The 17875-nt window shown below is 69.1% G+C and carries 15 protein-coding genes; 5 read left to right on the top strand and 10 right to left on the bottom strand.

Features of this window, described 5'->3' with window-relative positions; genetic code table 11:
- Positions 1 to 98 precede the first annotated feature (98 nt).
- Both ACKVMH_RS09285 and speA read right to left on the bottom strand, forming a co-directional pair.
- Positions 99 to 968 (bottom strand): NAD(P)-dependent oxidoreductase, encoded by an 870-nt coding sequence (locus ACKVMH_RS09285; protein ID WP_412700073.1) that lies wholly within the window; start codon positions 966 to 968, stop codon positions 99 to 101.
- 116 nt (positions 969 to 1084) lie between these two features.
- Complete coding sequence (speA, locus tag ACKVMH_RS09280) at positions 1085 to 2974, bottom strand: arginine decarboxylase (protein ID WP_412700072.1); 1890 nt, start codon at positions 2972 to 2974, stop codon at positions 1085 to 1087.
- Positions 2975 to 3149: 175 nt separating this feature from the next.
- Between speA and speE the strand changes: the two genes are divergently transcribed.
- The gene (speE, locus tag ACKVMH_RS09275; RefSeq protein WP_412700071.1) at positions 3150 to 4001 is read left to right on the top strand and encodes a polyamine aminopropyltransferase; all 852 of its coding nucleotides are present in this window, start codon (positions 3150 to 3152) and stop codon (positions 3999 to 4001) included.
- A gap of 21 nt (positions 4002 to 4022) precedes the next feature.
- Here the strand turns inward: speE and ACKVMH_RS09270 are convergent, their stop codons facing one another.
- Complete coding sequence (locus ACKVMH_RS09270; RefSeq protein WP_215218960.1) at positions 4023 to 4361, bottom strand: P-II family nitrogen regulator; 339 nt, start codon at positions 4359 to 4361, stop codon at positions 4023 to 4025.
- Between the two features lie 198 nt (positions 4362 to 4559).
- Here ACKVMH_RS09270 and ubiK point away from each other — a divergent pair, with 198 nt between their 5' ends.
- Together ubiK and ACKVMH_RS09260 are read left to right on the top strand one after the other, a co-directional pair.
- A complete protein-coding gene (gene ubiK, locus ACKVMH_RS09265) occupies positions 4560 to 4853 on the top strand; it encodes a ubiquinone biosynthesis accessory factor UbiK (RefSeq protein WP_215218961.1) in 294 nt (97 codons plus the stop codon).
- A gap of 9 nt (positions 4854 to 4862) precedes the next feature.
- Entirely contained in the window at positions 4863 to 6377 is a 1515-nt protein-coding gene (locus ACKVMH_RS09260) for a YifB family Mg chelatase-like AAA ATPase (protein WP_412700070.1), read from the top strand.
- Between the two features lie 5 nt (positions 6378 to 6382).
- Here the strand turns inward: ACKVMH_RS09260 and ACKVMH_RS09255 are convergent, their stop codons facing one another.
- Complete coding sequence (locus ACKVMH_RS09255) at positions 6383 to 6844, bottom strand: hypothetical protein (protein WP_412700069.1); 462 nt, start codon at positions 6842 to 6844, stop codon at positions 6383 to 6385.
- A gap of 89 nt (positions 6845 to 6933) precedes the next feature.
- Complete coding sequence (locus tag ACKVMH_RS09250; RefSeq protein WP_412700068.1) at positions 6934 to 8109, bottom strand: putative peptide maturation dehydrogenase; 1176 nt, start codon at positions 8107 to 8109, stop codon at positions 6934 to 6936.
- Between the two features lie 158 nt (positions 8110 to 8267).
- Between ACKVMH_RS09250 and ACKVMH_RS09245 the strand changes: the two genes are divergently transcribed.
- Complete coding sequence (locus ACKVMH_RS09245; protein WP_412700067.1) at positions 8268 to 8666, top strand: NHLP-related RiPP peptide; 399 nt, start codon at positions 8268 to 8270, stop codon at positions 8664 to 8666.
- On the opposite strand, the gene ACKVMH_RS09240 is transcribed toward ACKVMH_RS09245, so the two are convergent.
- The 4 genes from ACKVMH_RS09240 to aceB form a co-directional block, all read right to left on the bottom strand.
- Positions 8621 to 11248 carry a putative peptide modification system cyclase gene (locus ACKVMH_RS09240; protein WP_412700066.1) on the bottom strand — a complete coding sequence of 876 codons (2628 nt, stop codon included), beginning with the start codon at positions 11246 to 11248 and terminating at the stop codon, positions 8621 to 8623. The two genes, ACKVMH_RS09245 and ACKVMH_RS09240, sit on opposite strands and share 46 nt — an antisense overlap.
- Positions 11249 to 11265: 17 nt before the next feature.
- On the bottom strand, positions 11266 to 12315 hold the full coding sequence (locus tag ACKVMH_RS09235; RefSeq protein ID WP_215218967.1) for a GGDEF domain-containing protein: 1050 nt from the start codon (positions 12313 to 12315) through the stop codon (positions 11266 to 11268).
- 112 nt (positions 12316 to 12427) lie between these two features.
- The gene (gene aceA, locus ACKVMH_RS09230; protein ID WP_412700065.1) at positions 12428 to 13723 is read right to left on the bottom strand and encodes an isocitrate lyase; all 1296 of its coding nucleotides are present in this window, start codon (positions 13721 to 13723) and stop codon (positions 12428 to 12430) included.
- 124 nt (positions 13724 to 13847) lie between these two features.
- Complete coding sequence (gene aceB / locus ACKVMH_RS09225) at positions 13848 to 15500, bottom strand: malate synthase A (RefSeq protein ID WP_412700064.1); 1653 nt, start codon at positions 15498 to 15500, stop codon at positions 13848 to 13850.
- Between the two features lie 130 nt (positions 15501 to 15630).
- Here aceB and ACKVMH_RS09220 point away from each other — a divergent pair, with 130 nt between their 5' ends.
- Positions 15631 to 16587, top strand: coding sequence for a LysR family transcriptional regulator (locus ACKVMH_RS09220; RefSeq protein ID WP_412700063.1), 957 nt, complete (start codon positions 15631 to 15633; stop codon positions 16585 to 16587).
- 4 nt (positions 16588 to 16591) lie between these two features.
- On the opposite strand, the gene ACKVMH_RS09215 is transcribed toward ACKVMH_RS09220, so the two are convergent.
- A partial coding sequence (locus ACKVMH_RS09215; RefSeq protein ID WP_412700062.1) for a glycosyltransferase occupies positions 16592 to 17875 on the bottom strand: 1284 nt, incomplete at its 5' end.

Raw genomic sequence — 17875 nt, 5'->3', positions numbered from 1 at the left:
GCGACCTCGCCGACGCCAAGCGCGCGCTCGAGCGCGGCGGCCTGCCGGCGATGGCGATCGAGGTCAAGTAGGCCCGCACGCGGGCCGACCGGGTCGGCTCAGCCCGCCGGTGGGGCGGGACGGCGCTTGAGGGTGATCAGCGCCGAGGTGTCGGCGTCGCCGCGGCCGCGGTCGGCCAGTTCGGCGTAGTCGGCCAGCGCCTGCTCCAGTACCGGCGTACGCACGCCGGCCTCGCGTGCGACCGCCTGCACGATGCGAAGGTCCTTGAGCATGTGCGCGCTCTTGAACCCTGGGGTGAACTCGTCGCGCAGCATCGTCGCGCCGCGCTTGTCCAGGAACCAGTTGCCGGCCGCGCCGGCCATCAGCGTCGGCAGCAGGGTGTCGGCGTCCAGGCCGAGCGCCTCGCCCAGCGCGAGCCCTTCGCACACCGCTTCGTTGATGCCGGCCACCAGCACCTGGTTGACCGCCTTGGTGGCCTGTCCGCTGCCGGTCGGCCCCATGTGGCTGACGCGGGCGGCGTAGGCGTCCAGCACCGGCCCGACCTGCTCCAGCTGCCCGGCATCGCCGCCGGCCATCACCGACAGCCGCCCGTTGCGCGCGCCCTCGACGCCACCGGACACCGGCGCGTCGATGAAGCCGATGTCGTGGGTGGCCAGCATCGCCGCGGCGCGACGGGCGGTCTGCACCGACACGGTCGAGTGGTCCACCACCACCGCCCCGGCCTTGAGCACCTGGGCGAGTGCGGCCACGTTCTCCAGCACGTCCGCGTCGATTGACACGCACAGCGCGACGACGTCGCAATCGGCGAAGTTGTCCGCCGACCGGGCCGAGCGGACCTTGACCTCGCTCGCCAGCGCATCGGCCTTGGCTTGGGTGCGGTTGCCGACCACGGTCAGCAGGCCCCGTCCATGCAGGTGGCGCGCCATCGGTGCGCCCATCGCGCCAAGGCCAATCAATCCGACTTTCACGGCTTCTCCTCCGGGTCGCCTGTGGCGACGTGCGTGCCGGCACGGGCCGACATCGGTTGCAAACGTACAAACCCGCCCGGAACGGCGGGCGTTCCGGACGGGGCGTGCGACGCGCCTCAGTCCAGCGGCGCGTCGTCGAGATAGGTGTATCCGGTCAGCCCGGCTTCCAGCGCCGCGTTCAGTCGGGCGGCCTCGGCGTCGGGCAGGCCGGCCGCCGCGACCTTGCGGTGGTAGGCGTCGCGCAGCGTGCCGACGTCATAACCGACATAGTCCAGCATCACGTCGGCGGTGTCGCCGCGGCGCTGCTGGGCCAACCGGTAGCCCTGCCCGTCGACCCTGACCTCGACCGCGTCGGTATCGCCGAACAGGTTGTGGATGTCGCCCAGGATCTCCTGGTAGGCACCGACCATGAAGAAGCCGAGGCGGTAGCTCTCGCCCGGCCGCAACGCGTGCACCGGCATCGACGTGTTGAGGCCTTCGGCCTCGACGTAGGTGTCGATCCGGCCATCGGAATCGCAGGTGAGGTCGGCGATCACGCCGCGCCGCCCGGGCGCCTCGTCGAGCCGTTCGATCGGCACGATCGGGAACACCTGCTGGATCGCCCACACGTCCGGCATCGACTCGAACACGCTGAAGTTGACGAAGTACTTGTCGACCAGCCGCTGCTTGAGCTCGTCGAGCACCGACTGGTGGCTCTTTTCACCCGCGCTGAGGCGGTCGCGTACGCCATGGGCGATCAGGTAGAACAGGTCGTCGATGCGGGCGCGGTGGACCAGGTCGATCTGGCCGAGCGCGTACGCGGCCAGGCCTTCGTTGTGGAAGTGCACGGCCTCGTGGAACAGCTCGACCGCCGGGCGCTGGTCGAGCCCGGCGTGGATGTCACGCAGGTGGCGAATCACCGCCGGCTCGTCGTCGTGCACGTCCGGCAGGCGCCCTTCCGGCGCGCGCTCGACTTCCGACACGTTCGCCACCAGCACGGCGTGGTGCGCGGTCATCGCGCGCCCGCACTCGGTGATGATCCGCGGCGGCGGCAGCTGGTGGGTCGCGCACGCCTCGGCCAGCGCCTGCACGATCGTCGAGGCGTACTGCTTCACCCCGTAGTTGATCGAGTAGTAGCTGCGCGAGCGCGTGCCCTCGTAGTCGACACCGAGGCCGCCGCCGACATCCATGAAGCGCACGTTCGCGCCGAGTTTCGACAGCTCGACGAAGTAGCGCACCGCCTCGCGCATCCCGCTGGCGATGTCGCGCACGTTGGAGATCTGGCTGCCCATGTGGAAATGCAGCAGCTCCAGGCAGTCGGCCATGCCGGCATCGCGCAGGCGCTTCCACAGGTCCAGCACCTGCCGGGGCGACAGCCCGAACTTGGCCTTGTCGCCACCGCTGTTCTGCCATTTGCCGGCGCCCAGCGACGCCAGCCGCATGCGCACGCCCAGCCCGGGCCTGACCCCGAGCGCTTCGGCTTCTTCCATCACCAGCGAGAGCTCGGACGGCTTCTCGACGACGATGAAGGTCTGCAGGCCGAGCTTGCGGCCGATCAGCGCCAGCCGGATGTACTCGCGGTCCTTGTAGCCGTTGCACACGATCACGCCGCCGGGCCGACTCAACGCCAGCACCGCCATCAGTTCGGGCTTGCTGCCGGCCTCCAGGCCGAAGCCCTCGCCGGCGTGCGAGGCCAGCGTTCCGGCGACGGCCTGGTGCTGGTTGACCTTGATCGGATAGACCGCGGTGTAGCCACCGGGATAGCCGGTCTCCGCCATCGCCTCGGCGAAGGCCGCCTGCAGCTTGCCCAGGCGGTTGCCGAGGATGTCGGGAAAACGCACCAGCATCGGCAACCGGGCACCACGCGCGCGGGCCTCGTCGACCACTTCCGGCAGCGCGATCGCCGGGCCAGCAGCCCCCAGCGGCCGCACCACGACCTGCCCCGCCGTGTCGACGTCGAAATACCCCACGCCCCAGTACGGGATCGAGTAGGTCTTGCGGGCCTGATCAATCGACCAGTCGGACATCGGCGCACTACCGGGCAGTGGGGGACGCGCATTCTATCGTTCCGCGCGCACCGGGACCGTCACGGCACGGCTCACGGCGCGTTGGCCGGCGTTCGCTACAATTCCCGCCCCTCACCCGCGCCACCGCCCCGGCCAACGCCGGCCCGGCCGTGGCGGCCGACACTGGACGACTGCAATGAACGCTGAGACGACCTGGCATTACGAGAACTTCGACCCGTCCGGCTCGGCGATCGGCTACCGGATCACGCGCAAGCTCGACGAGGTGCAGTCGCCGTTCCAGAAGATCGAGATCTACGAGAGCACCGACTGGGGCAACCTGATGCTCATCGACGGCGCGATGATGCTGACCACGCGCGACAACTTCCTCTACCACGAGATGATGTCGCACCCGGCGCTGTTCACCCATGCCGCGCCGAAGCACGTGGTGATCATTGGCGGCGGCGACTGCGGCACCCTGCGCGAGGTGCTCAAGCACCCCGGCGTCGAACGCGCGGTGCAATGCGACATCGACGAGCAGGTCACGCGGATGGCCGAGAAGTGGTTCCCCGAGTTGTGCGAGTCCAACAATGACCCGCGCGCCGAGCTGCTGTTCGACGACGGCATCGCCTACATGGCCAACTGCGCGCCCGGCAGCCTGGACATCGTCATCGTCGACTCGACCGATCCGGTCGGCCCGGCCGAGGGGCTGTTCAACAAGGCCTTCTACGAGAGCTGCTTCCGCGCGCTGAAGGACGACGGCATCCTGGTCCAGCAGTCCGAATCGCCGCTGGTGCTGCTCGAGCTCATCAAGGAGATGCGCGGCGAGATGGGCAAGGCCGGTTTCACCGCGTTCCAGACCCTGCCCTTCCCGCAGCCGTGCTACCCGACCGGCTGGTGGTCATGCACGCTGGCCAGGAAGTCCGGCGGGTTCAACTTCCGCGAAGGCGATGCGCGCGACCGCCAGTTCGAGACGAAGTACTACAGCGCCGACATCCACAAGGGCGCGGCGACGCTGCCGCCGTTCGTCGCCGCCGCATTGGGCGAATAACCGCCGCCGGCATGCCCCGGTCTACAGCGCGTCCGCGTCCAGTTCACCGGTGCGGATGCGCACCACCCGGTCCAGGTCGGACACGAAGATCTTGCCGTCGCCGATCTTGCCGGTGCCGGCCGCCTTCATGATCGCCTCGACCACGGCGTCGACCTGCTCGTCGGTGACCGCAACCTCGAGCTTGATCTTGGGCAGGAAGTCGACCACGTACTCGGCCCCGCGGTAGAGCTCGGTGTGGCCCTTCTGTCGACCGAAGCCCTTGACCTCGGTGGCGGTGATGCCGGCCACGCCGGCCTCGGCCAGCGCCTCGCGGACGTCGTCGAGCTTGAACGGCTTGATCACCGCCATGACCATCTTCATCGCACTGCCTCCGGTTCGATGGCGGCAGGATAGCCGAGCTGACCAGGCCGGCACGGCCTCACGCGACCGGAGGCGGCTTTCGGGTAAAGTGCCCGGCCTCGCGTGTCGGATTTTTCCGACAGTGCGCCGCGGCCACTGCCGACGGTATCCGGCCCGGTGGCCGGGCGATGCTGGCGGGACTGCCCGAGGAGCCATCCCATGATCGACCTCAACCACATCGACGAACTCGCGCGCCGCCTCAGCGGCCTGGTGCCGCCCGGCCTGCGCGAGAGCCGCGAGGAGTTGCAGCAGAACTTCAAGTCGGTGCTGCAGACCGGGCTGGCCCGGCTCGACCTGGTCACGCGTGAGGAATTCGAGGTCCAGCGCGCCGTGTTGCTGCGTACCCGCGAGAAGCTCGAGCAGCTGCAACAGGCGGTCGCCGAGCTGGAGGCACAGGTCGAGGGCCGTGCCGCCGCGGCACCGGGCACCGACTCGCCGCTACCGCGCCACTGAGGCGCCCCCATGAACCTGGCACTCGTGCACAGCCGTGCACGGAAGGGCGTGCGTGCGCCCGAAGTGAGGGTGGAGGTGCACCTCGGCGGCGGACTGCCGACGATGTCGATCGTCGGCCTGCCCGAGGCCGCCGTCCGCGAAGCCAAGGACCGCGTGCGCGCGGCGATGCAGTGCGCGCAGTTCGAGTTCCCGCAGCGCCGCATCACCGTCAACCTTGCACCGGCGGACCTGCCCAAGGGCGGTGGCCGCTTCGACCTGCCGATCGCGCTGGGCATCCTCGCCGCGAGTGGACAGATCCCGTTGCAGGCACTGGGCGAGTACGAGTTCCTCGGCGAGCTCGGGCTGACCGGTGAGCTGCGCGTCGTCGACGGCGTGCTTCCCGCGGCGCTGGCGGCCGCCGACGCCGGGCGCAAGCTGATCGTGCCGGCCGGCAACGGAGCCGAGGCGGCACTGGCCAGCCAGGTCGAGGCCTACACCGCGCGGACCCTGCTGGAGGTCTGCGCGATGCTGACCGGCAGCAAGACGCTACCCGCAGCGGTCGCCCCGGCCCGCATGCGGACGCCCGGCGCCGACCTGCGCGACGTCCGCGGCCAGGCGCATGCGCGGCGCGCGCTGGAGGTCGCCGCCGCCGGAGGCCACCACCTGCTGTTGATCGGTCCACCGGGGTGCGGCAAGAGCCTGCTGGCCTCGCGCCTGCCTGGCCTGCTGCCGGATGCCAGCGAGGAGGAGGCGCTGGAATCGGCCGCCATCGCCTCGATCAGCGGGCGTGGCCTGGATCCGGCCAGTTGGCTGGCGCGGCCGTTCCGCGCGCCCCACCACACCGCCAGCGCGGTCGCCCTGGTGGGTGGCGGCGCCGACCCGCACCCCGGCGAGATCTCACTGGCCCACCACGGTGTGCTCTTCCTCGACGAGCTGCCCGAGTGGGAGCGCCGTGCACTGGAGGTGTTGCGTGAGCCGCTGGAGTCCGGCGTCGTAACCGTCTCACGTGCCGCCCGCAGCGCCGAGTTCCCGGCCCGCTTCCAGCTGGTCGCGGCCATGAACCCGTGCCCGTGCGGCTGGGCCGGCGATCCCAGTGGGCGCTGCACCTGCAGTCCCGATGCCGTGAGGCGCTACCGCGGCCGTGTATCCGGCCCGTTGATGGACCGGATCGACCTGCACGTGGAGGTGCCGCGCCTGCCGCCGTCCGAGCTGCGGCCCGATGCACCCGACGGCGAGCCGAGCGAGGACGTGCGCCGCCGCGTGCTACAGGCCCGCAGGCTGCAGGACACCCGTGCCGGCAAGCCCAATGCCCGGTTGAGCCAGGCCGAAACCAACGCCACCTGCCGGTTGTCGAACGGTGACCACGCGTTGCTCGAACGCGCCGTCGAGCAACTGCAACTGTCGGCGCGGTCGATGCACCGCATCCTGCGGGTCGCGCGGACGGTCGCCGACCTGGCCGACAGCCCGCAGATCCGCACGTCGCACCTGAGCGAGGCGATCGGCTACCGTCGGCTGGATCGTTCCCCCGCGCCGGCAATGGCCTGAGGGCGCTAGATCCCCTTGCAGTTCCCGCAGATGGCACGCTGGTTCATGATGTCGACCGCCTGCTCGCGCTCGCGCCGGCGCTCGGCGACCGTCTGGCAGACGCGCGCCTTCATGTGGGTGCCCACCTTTTTCTTGTACTCGCACACCACCCGGCTGTCCTCGGCCTTCTCGACGAGGGCGCGGATTTCCTCGAGCCGGTTGAACACATCCATCCGGGCCGGTTCGTCCAACTCCTCGACGTCCTGCTTGCCTTCGATCATCGTGAGGACCGCATCCTGGTGCTCCACCAGGCGCTTCCGGTCCGCGCCGGGCAGTTCCTCGAAGACCCCGCTGCCAGCGCGGGCCGCTTCGCGCAGGTCGGTTTGCTGCTGGCGTATCTCCTCCAGCGACGGCGATGGCCCCTGGGCGCTGGCGGGCGTGGCAACGGCCAGGGCCAGCACCGCGGCGAGAATGAATGACTTGCGCATGTAAGGTTCCCCCGTATCGAGAGGCCGAACCTAACGCAAGCCTACGGCCCGCACCACTGCCATCAGGCAGGCGCGCCGCGCTCCCGCATTCAGCTGCCTGCAGCTACCCACACCTCGTTCGCCGGATCGAGCTCGGTGGTCTCCATCACCTCGCCGCGCCAGCCGAAGCCGCAGATCGCCAGCGCGCCCTGGCTGATGTGGTCCAGGCCGAACGCACGTTCCACCTCGACCTCGTTGATCGCGCCGGTGACGAAGGCGCCCAGCCCCGCCTCGGTGGCGGACAGGTACAGGGTCTGCGACAGGTGCCCGGCCTCCAGCGCGACCACGCGGTAGGCCTTGGCGTGGTGGCGGTACTTCCAGTTGGTGCGGTCGAAGCGCGGCGACAGCAGCACCAGCACGTGGGCGTCGGCAAACCAGTGCTGCTGGGCGACGGCCTGCATGACGAATTCGCGCAGCGGCCCGTCCGGCGACGGCATCGGTTCCAGCGCGTGCTCGGCGGCGTGGTAGTGGTACAGCCCGGGCGCCACGCCCTCGACGTGCTGCACGACCAGGTAGGCCTCGACCGGATGCAGGCCGCCGCCGGACGGGCTGGTCTTCTTCAGGAACACGGTGTCGTCGCTTACCCGCACCTGCGCCTTGGCCGCGAACACGCGGTCCAGCAGTTGCGCGAACAGCGCGTGCGGCAACGGCCGCGCGGCATCGAAGTTGCGGCAGGTCGCGCGGCGCACCAGCAGCTCATCGAACGCGGTCGGCATGCTGCGCGGCAATGGCAGGCGTTGCGCGCTCCCGCTGCGGTCGGCGGCCTCCACTGGCGGCGCGCCGAGCACCTCGCGCATCTGCAGCGCGGTCTCGGTGCCGCTGTCGCGCATGTTGGCGACGGCGTCGGCGCCGTTCCAGCGGGTGAAGGCGTGCAGGACGCCGGCGAGTGGATGCCAGTAGGTCGTGCGCAGGCGCTCGTCGCGCTCGCGGTGCGCGGCGTGGCGCTTGCCGCTGCCGATCAGCAGTCCCTCCTTCAGCAGCCGCTTGAGCGCCGTGGCGGTGTCTGGTGCGAGTTCGCGCGCATCGATCCATTCCCTCGGGCTCACCGCACCGAGCAACTCACGCTCGGCGGCATCGACTTCGATCTCGGCGCCCAGGTGCGGCGCCAAGGCCAGCCAGCGGCATTCGCGACTCAGGCCGTTGCCCCCGGCCAGCAAACGCTCCAGATCGAAACCCACTTCTTCGCGCGGCTCCAGCAACAACACCGCGCAGCGACGGATACGCATTCGAACAATCCCCCTGGGGCCCGACCCGGCGGGCCACCGTGATTCGGGATCAGCGTACCCCGGGATGCGGCGGGCGCGCGGTTGTTCCGCCGCGCCCACAAGGATAGATTCGCATCCGAGGGGGCCTGCAACGGGCTTTCGCCAGGGGAAAACGGGGAATGGCCATCAAGAAGACCGCCGGGTCAAAGACGACCGCCGGCAAGAAGTCCGAACCGCTCGATCCGAAAGTCGCCGACAAGCTGCTCGATCTGCTCAGCACCGACAACGAGTTCCGCCGGCTGTTCAAGAAGGATCCACTGGCCGCGTTGGCCAAAGTCGGCCATAAACCGTCGAAGGATGCACTGGCGGCTACTCGTAAAGGTCCGCCGTTTACTCCGCCGGGGCCGCCGTCCCAAGTACCGCCGACCTCGAAATGCCTCGCTGTACAGCGCATTGCACCGAAGGCGGCAATCGCCAAGGCGCGGGACGAAATCAAAGCCATGCTGACACAAGGCCTGTCTTACACGACGCCTCAGTTGGATGCAGCGATTACCGCGGAACGCCGTACCCTCAAGTAGGTAGGCAAAGTTTCGACCGGCCAGAAGCGGTCGAAACTTTTCAGTTCCCGCAATGCGTCCCTTGTTCTGCCATTCGCTGCCAGAATCTCCGCGGCTCGCAACGTCGCCAAATTGCTGTCAGCAACATTCAACGCCTGCAGGCATTGTCCGCAACCTTGCTCGATGTAAGCCAATCCTCGATGTTGCTGCAACCAGCGTACCTGCTCCAAGACGCTGGACAGTTGCCCCGTCGCTGCATACGCCTCCAAGAGCGCAACTCGCGTTTGGTATCGCTCGTGCCCGGTCACCAAGGGCTCCAGTATCTTGAGGGCCTCCGCAGGGTGCCCGGCAATACGTGCACGTTCGGCACGAACTACTGCCGCGAGTTCTACCAGGCTTGGGAACTCCATCACTTCGTCATGTTCACCTAGCTTGGCAAGCACCTCCTGCGTCAGCGACGAGTCACCAAGTCGCTGGGAGAACAACGCCGCTGAAAGGGCAAGACCAGCATCGTCGATGGCATCCGCGTCGTAGTCCGCCGCCAGAAAGGACAATGCCCCCGCCGCAGCTGCACGTGCACTGTCCTTCGCCCTCGATTCGTTACCGCTTAGCCAGTCCGCTGTTGCTGCGGGCATCAGCAACGCTCGTGCAAAAAAACTGTCTTCAGCGTCCGTTTCGCGCAATGCGGCTTGCGAAGCTGATCGCGCCTCACTCCAACGAGCTTGATCTATCGCCATGCTTATCCGCTCAAGATATGCGTAGCGATCCTGGTTTATCTCGCTCATCATTCGCTGCGCCGGCACGAAATGCCTCTGAGCCGCCTCCACGCCCGCCCGACGCCGAGCGCTGCTAAAGAATTGCATCCTCAAAGCCTGATCAAACGCTTCTGCGGCGAGCGAATACTGTTCCATCCCGAGATGAATACGACCGACTAGATCGTGTGAGATAGCCGAGAGTTCGTTCTGCAACGCAGTTGATCGGAGCGCGAATGGCAGCGCATCTTCGAATTTGCTCTGCCACGCCAATGCGTTCGCGGTGTTGCCGAGTGCAGGCCAATAATCGGGATACAGGCTGGCCAACTCCTGCCATTTCCCGAGTGCCTTGCTGGGCGCGTCGAACTCTGCAGCCCATGCATCGAGGTACATCGCTTCGCGCGGCGCCAAGTGTTCTCGCAGGGCCTGCGCCTGTCGAAGCGCAGGAACTGCTGCCGGCGCATTCTGTTCCGAGAACTGCACGCGCATCTGACCGAGCCAAGCCAGCGCAAATTGTGGATCGAGTTGAGTAGCGCGCTGATAAAAACGCAGAGCCTTGTCCATCTGCGCTTGACCATAGGCCTTCTGCCCCAACGCATAAGCACGCAAAGCATCCAGGTTTTCGGTTGACACCTGCGGCAGTGGCGCGGAGTCCTGCTCAACCGCCGCCAAAGCCTCGCCAAGCTTTTCACGCAACGCCGCGGTCACCTCGTCGATCGACGCCAACGCCGACACCGCGCCCTTGCCGTCTGCGTACTCCGCATACACGGTGGTCTGGCTGTTCGGGTCGATCACCTCGGCGCTGACCCGGACGCGGCCGCCGACTTCGGCGACGGTCGGCAGGATCACCGCGCGGGCGCCGTCGCGGATGGCAATTTCGGAGGCGATCGCGCGGTCGAGCTCGGTGCCGGGCGCGCGCTGCATCCGCGCGAGGGTGTCGCGGGTCTTGAGGTCGCTGAGCACGTTGACGTGGCGCGACTGCTCCAGGCTGATCCGGAACGCCTGTTCCAGCGAATCGTCGAGCAGCGGCTGGTCGGTCAGGTTGCGCAGGTCGGCCAGCACCACCCAGTCGCGCTCGTTGAAGGCGATCGCCGGTTGCGGGCGGGCGATGAACCAGCCGCCGAGCGCGATGACGGCCAGCAATGCGACTTCGGTGGCCAGCGCCGCCGGCCGCCGCCACAGTGGGATGTCGCGCCAGGCCTTGTTGGTATTGGGTGGCGTGCGCAGCGGCGCGACGCCCGGTTCGCCGACCTCGAAGATCTGCTGCGCTTCGGGCACGCCCTTGAACCGCCAACGGCCGTGCGACTTCCACAGCAGGTGCTGGCCGCGCTCGCCAAGCTCGCGCGCCGCGCGATGGGCCAACGGTTCGGCGACCGCCGAAATCAGTATCTGGCCCGGCAGGGCCGTCGTCATCAGGCGGCCGGCCATCGGCTTGGCCAGTCCCTCGACCTCGACCGGCTTGGCGCCGACGCGGACGGCGTCGTCACTGTTGCGCCAGGTCAGCACCTCGCCGACGTGCAGCCCGGCCCGGGCCTTGAGCTCGACGTTGTGCGGCGCTCCCAGTTCGAGCAGGCCGCGGGTGTAGTCGAGGGCAAAACCGAGGCCATCGATCGGGCGCTCGAACAGCAGCAGCATCCCGTCGGACCGGTCGATCAGGCGCCCACGCCAGTGCTGCTGCAGGCCGAGCACCAGCCGGTCATGCGCGCGGAACAGTTCGGCCGCGGCCGTGTCCCCGAGGCGCTCGACCAGCGCGGTGGAATCGACCAGGTCGGTCAGCAACAGGGTGCGCAGCTGCGGGCCGCCGCGCTCGGCGGGCGCATTGTCGCGTGCAACTCGTTCCACGGCATTCATGAACTGAGCAGCCCCCCTCAGGCCGGGACGCGGGCGTCGTCCTGCCACTCTACCCGGTTGCCGCCCAGCCGCTTGGCCCGGTAAAGCGCCGCGTCGGCGCGCGCGTACCAGTCGTTCCACTCGCGCCGGGGGTCGACCTGGCAGGCGCCCAGGCTCAGGTTGCAGATCAGTGGCGGCACCTGCGGCATCTGCATCAGGCCATGCGCGGTACCGACCACGAACTCGGCATAGCGCATTACCTCGTCGCGGGTCTCGGCCTTGACCAGCAGGCAGAACTCGTCGCCGCCGAGCCGGCAGGCGAGATCGCCCGGGCCGGCCACCGAGCGCAGGATGTTGGCCACGCCCTGCAGCACGCGATCGCCGACCAGGTGGCCGTGCTCGTCATTGACATGCTTGAAGCGGTCGCAGTCCACCAGCAGCAGTCCCAGCCCGTGGGTGGCGCCGTTGCGCTGGCGGTCCTGCAGGTGCTGGATCAGCCCGCGCCGGTTGTGCAGGCCGGTGAGCTCGTCGGTCCGGATCAGCGCTTCGGTCTGGCTGAGCTGGTGGGCGGTCGAACGCAGGCTGTCGAGCGCGGCCTGCAGGTCCTGGTTGCGCCGGCGCAGGCGCCGGATCAACCCCTGCTCGTTGAGCACCACGCGCATGATCGCCCGGCGCAGGAAGAACGAGACCACCTCGGGGCTGCGCTCCACCAGCCGCTGGAATTCCTCGTGGCGCAACTCGAGCAACTCGCCTTCGGTGACAACGCCGGCGTCGGCGCTGCGGGCGTGGTCACCGATCAGCAGGCCGAGCTCGCCGAAGAATTCGCGCGGGCCAAGCATCTTGCCGACCAGGTCTTCGCCGAAATCCAGTTCGACCGCACCGCTGGCGATCACGTACATGGTGGTGCCCAGGTCGCCGCGGCGGAACAGGGCCTCGCCCGCACGCACGCGCCGCGACCGCGCAACGGAGGCGAACAGCGCGTATTCGTCGTCGGAGAGTTCGGCCATCTGGGTTTCGGCCGAGGCCGCTCTCGGATCGTGGATTCCACGTTGGCGGACCGGATGGGTTGCCGCGCTGTCACCCTTCATCCCACCAACCCCAGCGTGCGGAAGCATCGAGGGTAGCAAGGTTAATGGGTCCAAACGCGTAATGCCGGGCGCAGCGGCCAGCCGCGCCCGGCGAGGTTGGACGCCGGCCCGGTCAGGCCGCGGCGCGGCGGCCCTCGAACTGCTCCTCCTCGGTCGAGCCCTTGAGCGCGACGGTGGACGACTGGCCGCCCTGGATGACCTGGGTCACCGCGTCGAAGTAGCCGGTGCCGACCTCGCGCTGGTGCTTGACCGCGGTGAAGCCCTGCCCCGCCGCCTCGAATTCGGCCTGCTGGAGCTCGACGAACGCGCTCATCTGCCGGCGGGCGTAGCCGTGGGCGAGCTGGAACATCGAGTGGTTGAGCGCGTGGAAGCCGGCCAGGGTGATGAACTGGAAGCGGTAGCCCATCGCCGCGAGTTCCTTCTGGAAGCTGGCGATGGTGGCGTCGTCGAGGTTGGCCTTCCAGTTGAAGCTCGGCGAACAGTTGTAGGCCAGCAGCTTGCCGGGGAACTTCGCGTGGATCGCCTCGGCGAACGTGCGGGCGAAGGCCAGGTCCGGCTTGCCGGTCTCGCACCAGACCAGGTCGGCGTACGGCGCGTAGGCCAGGCCGCGGCTGATGGCCTGGTCGATGCCCTTGCGGGTCTTGAAGAAGCCCTCGACGGTGCGCTCGCCAGTGGTGAATTCGCGATCGTTGTCGTCGATGTCGGAGGTCAGCAGGTCGGCGGCCTCGGCATCGGTGCGGGCGACGATCAGGGTCGGCACGCCGCAGACGTCGGCCGCCAGGCGCGCGGCGACCAGCTTCTCGATCGCCTCGCGGGTCGGCACCAGCACCTTGCCGCCCATGTGGCCGCACTTCTTCGCGCTGGCCAGCTGGTCCTCGAAATGCACCCCGGCGGCGCCGGCCTCGATCATGCCCTTCATCAGCTCGAACGCGTTGAGCACCCCGCCGAATCCGGCCTCGGCGTCGGCCACGATCGGCTGCAGGAAGTCGACATCGTCCTTGCCTTCGGCGTGCTGGATCTGGTCGGCGCGCAGCAGGGTGTTGTTGATGCGCTTGACCACCGCCGGCACCGAGTCGGCCGGGTACAGCGACTGGTCGGGATACATCTGACCGCCGAGGTTGGCGTCGGCGGCGACCTGCCAGCCCGACAGGTAGATCGCCTTCAGGCCGGCCTTGACCTGCTGCATGGCCTGGTTGCCGGTCAGTGCGCCCAAGGCATTGACGAAGGGCTCGAACTGCAGCGAGTTCCAGAGCTTGTCGGCGCCGAGGCGCGCCAGGCTGTGCTCCACCGCGACGGTGCCGCGCAGGCGCACGACCTCCTCGGCGGCATAAGGACGGGTGACGCCGGCCCAGCGCGGGTTGCTGTTCCAGTCGTGGCGGAGTTGGTCGGCGGTGGGCTGGGTCGTCATGGCGGTGGTCCTTGGTGGTCGGGCGAAAAGAGGTTCTGCAGGAGCGACGCAAGTCGCGACCGCGCAGGCATCCGGGTGAGGTCAGGTCGCGACTGACGTCGCTCCTACCCGGGGCGATGGCGGGTCAGTCGAGGCGGCGGTAGGCGGGCACGGTGAGGAAGTCTTCGAGCACCTCGGCCCCGCACAGGCGGTCGAGCATCCCGATGGCTTCATTGATCCGGCTGGCGCCGGGCAACTTCATGCGGTCTGCCAGCCGGCCTGGCAGGCCAATCAGCGCGCGCTCGAGCAAGGCGAAGTCGATCGGCTCGCCGTCGTCCAGGTGCAGCGGCCCGGCCTGCGGGTTGCCCGCCGCCTTGGCGATGCGCTCGTGGTGCAGCCACTGCCACAGCTGGGTGCGGGCGATCTCGGCGGTGGCGGCGTCTTCCATCAGCCAGTGGATCGGCACGCAGCCGTTGCCATCGAGCCATGCAGCCAGGTAACGCACGCAGACCTCGACGTTGTTGTCGAAGCCGGCACGGGTGACGGTGCCGATCGGCGCGCGCAGCAGGTCGGCCTGGCCGACGCAGACGTCGTCGCGGGTGACGTGCTGCTGGTGCAAGGTCGGCATGCGTTCGTCGAACACCGTGCGTGCCAGCGGGATCAACGCCGGGTGGGCCACCCAGGTGCCGTCGTGGCCGGCGCGCACCTCACGCAGCTTGTCGGCCCGCACCTTGGCCAGGGCGGCGTCGTTGGCGGCCGCATCGCCGCTGATCGGGATCTGCGCGGCCATGCCGCCCATCGCGTGGGCGCCGCGGCGATGGCAGGTCTGGATCAGCAGTTCCGAGTACGCCCGCAGGAACGACTGGTCCATCGTGACCTGGCCGCGTTCGGGCAGCACCCGGTCGGGGTGGGCGCGCAGTGTCTTGATGTAGCTGAAGATGTAGTCCCAGCGCCCGCAATTGAGCCCGACGATCCGACCGCGCAGGGCATGCAGGATCTCGTCCATCTCGAACGCCGCCGGCAGCGTCTCGATCAGCACGGTGGCCTTCATCTGGCCGGCCGGCAGGCCAAGCGCCTGCTCGACGTGGTCGAACACGTCGTTCCACAGCGCCGCCTCCTCCATGCACTCCAGCTTGGGCAGGTAGAAGTACGGGCCGCGGTCCTTGGCGGCGAGCGCGGCCGCGTTGTGGAACGCGAACACGCCAAGGTCGAACAGGCTGGCCGACATCGGCTGGTCGTCCACCAGCACGTGCTTCTCCTCGAGATGCCAGCCGCGCGGGCGCACCAGCAGCACCGCCTGCTCCTCGAACGGACGCAGCGTGTAGTGCCTGGCGCCATCGGGCGCCATCCAGTCCAGTGTGCCGGCCACGGCCTTGCGGAGCACGCGCTGGCCCAGCACCAGGTTGGCCCAGGTTGGGGAGGTGCTGTCCTCGAAGTCGGCCATGAAGCAGTTGGCGCCCGAGTTGAGCGCGTTGATGACCATCTTGGGATCGACCGGGCCAGTGATCTCGACCCGGCGGTTGCGCAGCGCGTCGGGCAGCGGCGCCACCTTCCAGTCGCCGTCGCGGATCGCCCGGGTGTCCTCGCGGAAGTCGGGCAGCCGGCCCGCGTCGAAGCCGCGCTGGCGCTCAAGGCGCTCGGCCAGGCGGCGCTGCCGCAGCGGCTCGAACCGGCGGTGCAGCCCGGCCAGGAACTCCAGCGTCCCCGGCGTGAGCAGCTGGGACTGGCCGTCGGCCGACGCCGTCAGCAGCACGTCGTCGGCGGCCTCGTGGCCTGGGGTTGTCATCACTGCCGACATGCGTGGACTCCATCTGGGGTGGAGCCCGACCATGCGCCGCGGTGTGGTATACGACAATCGAGTTTTATCAATACGATCTATCAGTCGTACTTATATCCACGCTGAAACCGAGCCCCGACAGGACCTGGCGATGGCCACCAACCCCCGTTTCGCCTACAAGGGCGACCGCCTCAAGCCATTGCGGGCGTTCTGCCAGACGGTGCGGTTGGGTTCGGTGTCGCGTGCCGCCGAGGCGCTGTTCCTCAGCCAGCCGGCGGTGACCCTGCAGTTGCAGGCGCTGGAACGGGAGATGGGCACGCGGTTGCTCGAGCGCAGCGGCCGCAGGCTGGTCATGACGCGCGAAGGCGAGGCCCTGTACGAACTGGCACGACCGCTGGTGGAAGGCTTCGAGGGCCTTGACGTGGCGTTCCGCGAGCGCGTCCGGGGGATGGACGCGGGCGAGCTCAACGTCGCCGCCGGCAGCTCGACCATCCTGTACCTGCTGCCGCCCATCGTCGAGGCGTTCCGCGCGGCCCATCCGGAAGTCCGGCTCAACCTGCACAACGTCACCGGCGCCAGCGGGCTGGAACTGCTGCGCTCGGACGGGGTCGACCTGGCGGTCGGCTCGATGCTCGACGTACCGGCCGACCTGGACTACGCGCCGCTGGCACGCTTCGAGCCGATGCTGATCACCCCGCCCGACCACCCGCTTGCGCACCGCAAGACGCTGGACCTGCATGACCTGTCGCCCTACGGCCTGATCCTGCCGCCGCAGCGGCTGACCACCTACCGGATGGTCGACCTGGTGTTCCAGCGCCACCGCGTCCCCTACACCGTCGCGCTCGAGGTGGGCGGCTGGGAGGTGATCAAGCAGTACGTGGCGATGGGGCTGGGAATCAGCATCGTCACCGCGATCTGCCTGACCGAAGCCGACCACGCCCGGCTCGCATCGCGCTCGCTGTCGGCGTGGTTTCCCGAGCGCAGCTACGGCGTGGTGGTGCGCAAGGGCAAGTACCTCTCCCCGCAGGCACGTGCATTCAATGCCCTGTTCCGGCCGGGGCTGTTCTCGCGCGCGGGGCACGACGCCACCGGCCACTCCGAGCGGTGATGCGCTATGGGTGTGATCGCGCGGGCACGCCTTCGACCCTCCGCTTGACGTGCCACGGCAATCGGCGCGCTGGCCAGAGCAACACGCCAAAGCCGACGACCGCGACCGCGCCCACCGCCAGCAGCAGGTAACGTAGCGGGGCCGCCAACAGGGCCCGGCCTGCCGCGCCGACCCGGTGGCCGGGCGGTTCGACCAGCGCGGCCACAAGAGCGGTCGCTCCCACCTCGACCGCCACCACGACCGCCAGCAGGTCCCAGCGGCCGACCACCGCCATCGCTACCAGGGCGGCCGGGTAGCCGATCCGCTCCAGCGCGAGCAACAGCAGCCCGCAGCCGACCGGCCGACCCTGCCGCCAGGTCAGGCGCTCGCCGAACGGCTGCCGGTAGGCCTCGCGCACCCGCCGCCGCTCGCCACGGTCCGTGTCGGCGCGTTGCCACAGGCGACGCCATCGGTGCCGCATCGCATTCGCGGGGCTGCGCAACAGCGCGTCGAAGTAGTGGTCGTTCTGCAGCAGCGTGACCGCGCGTCGCCACGCGACCGCCGGCAGGCAGTGCAGCGGTGGCGGCTGCACCCGCGCGACGACGTCGTCCAGCCGGACGCTGCGGTACCCCTCCATCGCCAGCGCCCGCGCGATGAACTGGTCCTCGGCGGCGGTCAGGTCATCGCCCCGGACCGGCTCGTAGCGGTCGAACAGGTCCTTGAGGTAGCGCCGGCGGAACGCGATCGCGCCACCGAACGGGTCCAGCGTGCCGCCGTGGAGGTTGGCCAGGCCGCGTGCGAGGAAGCCCTGCCGCAGGCGCTCGACGTGCCGGGCGTAGCCGCAGCCGATCGCGCCGGCGATGCGGTCGATGATGTCGCGCGGCCGCAGCGGGTCCAGGTAGTCGTCGCCGTCGAGCCAGCGTTGGAACGCCGGGGTCGCCGCGAGTGCCCGCCGCTGTGACGGGCACAGCGACTCCACCGTGCCGCAGGCGGCGGCGATGCCCACGCCCTGGTAGAGCTCGCGCACGCAGCGCTCGATGTAGTCGGGCGAGGCCAGTACCGTGTTGCCGTCGAGGACGAACAGCACGTCGCCGCCGAAGTCGCGGGCCTGGCGCTTGAGCGTGGCGGCCTTGCCGATCGACCAGGTGCGCTGGACCACGGTCAGCGCCAGCCCGTTGGCGCGGGCGAACTCGCGCGCGAGCTGGATGCCGTGGTCGCGCTCGGCGCCGCCGTCGTCCACGAGCAGCACCCGGCGCGGGCGCAGGGTCTGCGTCGACAGCCCGGCGAGGCAGTGGACGATCGTCGGCTG

The sequence above is a fragment of the Lysobacter zhanggongensis genome (assembly GCF_046638635.1).
Classification (GTDB): domain Bacteria; phylum Pseudomonadota; class Gammaproteobacteria; order Xanthomonadales; family Xanthomonadaceae; genus Novilysobacter; species Novilysobacter luteus.
This window is presented reverse-complemented; position numbering and strand designations above follow the sequence as displayed.

Bases quoted from the DNA above. Each gene is read 5' to 3' on its own strand.
- speA (WP_412700072.1), bottom strand. From the start codon at position 2,974: ATGTCCGACTGGTCGATTGATCAGGCCCGCAAGACCTACTCGATCCCG.
- speE (WP_412700071.1), top strand. From the start codon at position 3,150: ATGAACGCTGAGACGACCTGGCATTACGAGAACTTCGACCCGTCCGGC.
- ACKVMH_RS09270 (WP_215218960.1), bottom strand. From the start codon at position 4,361: ATGAAGATGGTCATGGCGGTGATCAAGCCGTTCAAGCTCGACGACGTC.
- ubiK (WP_215218961.1), top strand. From the start codon at position 4,560: ATGATCGACCTCAACCACATCGACGAACTCGCGCGCCGCCTCAGCGGC.
- ACKVMH_RS09260 (WP_412700070.1), top strand. From the start codon at position 4,863: ATGAACCTGGCACTCGTGCACAGCCGTGCACGGAAGGGCGTGCGTGCG.
- ACKVMH_RS09255 (WP_412700069.1), bottom strand. From the start codon at position 6,844: ATGCGCAAGTCATTCATTCTCGCCGCGGTGCTGGCCCTGGCCGTTGCC.
- ACKVMH_RS09250 (WP_412700068.1), bottom strand. From the start codon at position 8,109: ATGCGTATCCGTCGCTGCGCGGTGTTGTTGCTGGAGCCGCGCGAAGAA.
- ACKVMH_RS09245 (WP_412700067.1), top strand. From the start codon at position 8,268: ATGGCCATCAAGAAGACCGCCGGGTCAAAGACGACCGCCGGCAAGAAG.
- ACKVMH_RS09240 (WP_412700066.1), bottom strand. From the start codon at position 11,248: ATGAATGCCGTGGAACGAGTTGCACGCGACAATGCGCCCGCCGAGCGC.
- ACKVMH_RS09235 (WP_215218967.1), bottom strand. From the start codon at position 12,315: ATGAAGGGTGACAGCGCGGCAACCCATCCGGTCCGCCAACGTGGAATC.
- aceA (WP_412700065.1), bottom strand. From the start codon at position 13,723: ATGACGACCCAGCCCACCGCCGACCAACTCCGCCACGACTGGAACAGC.
- aceB (WP_412700064.1), bottom strand. From the start codon at position 15,500: ATGTCGGCAGTGATGACAACCCCAGGCCACGAGGCCGCCGACGACGTG.
- ACKVMH_RS09220 (WP_412700063.1), top strand. From the start codon at position 15,631: ATGGCCACCAACCCCCGTTTCGCCTACAAGGGCGACCGCCTCAAGCCA.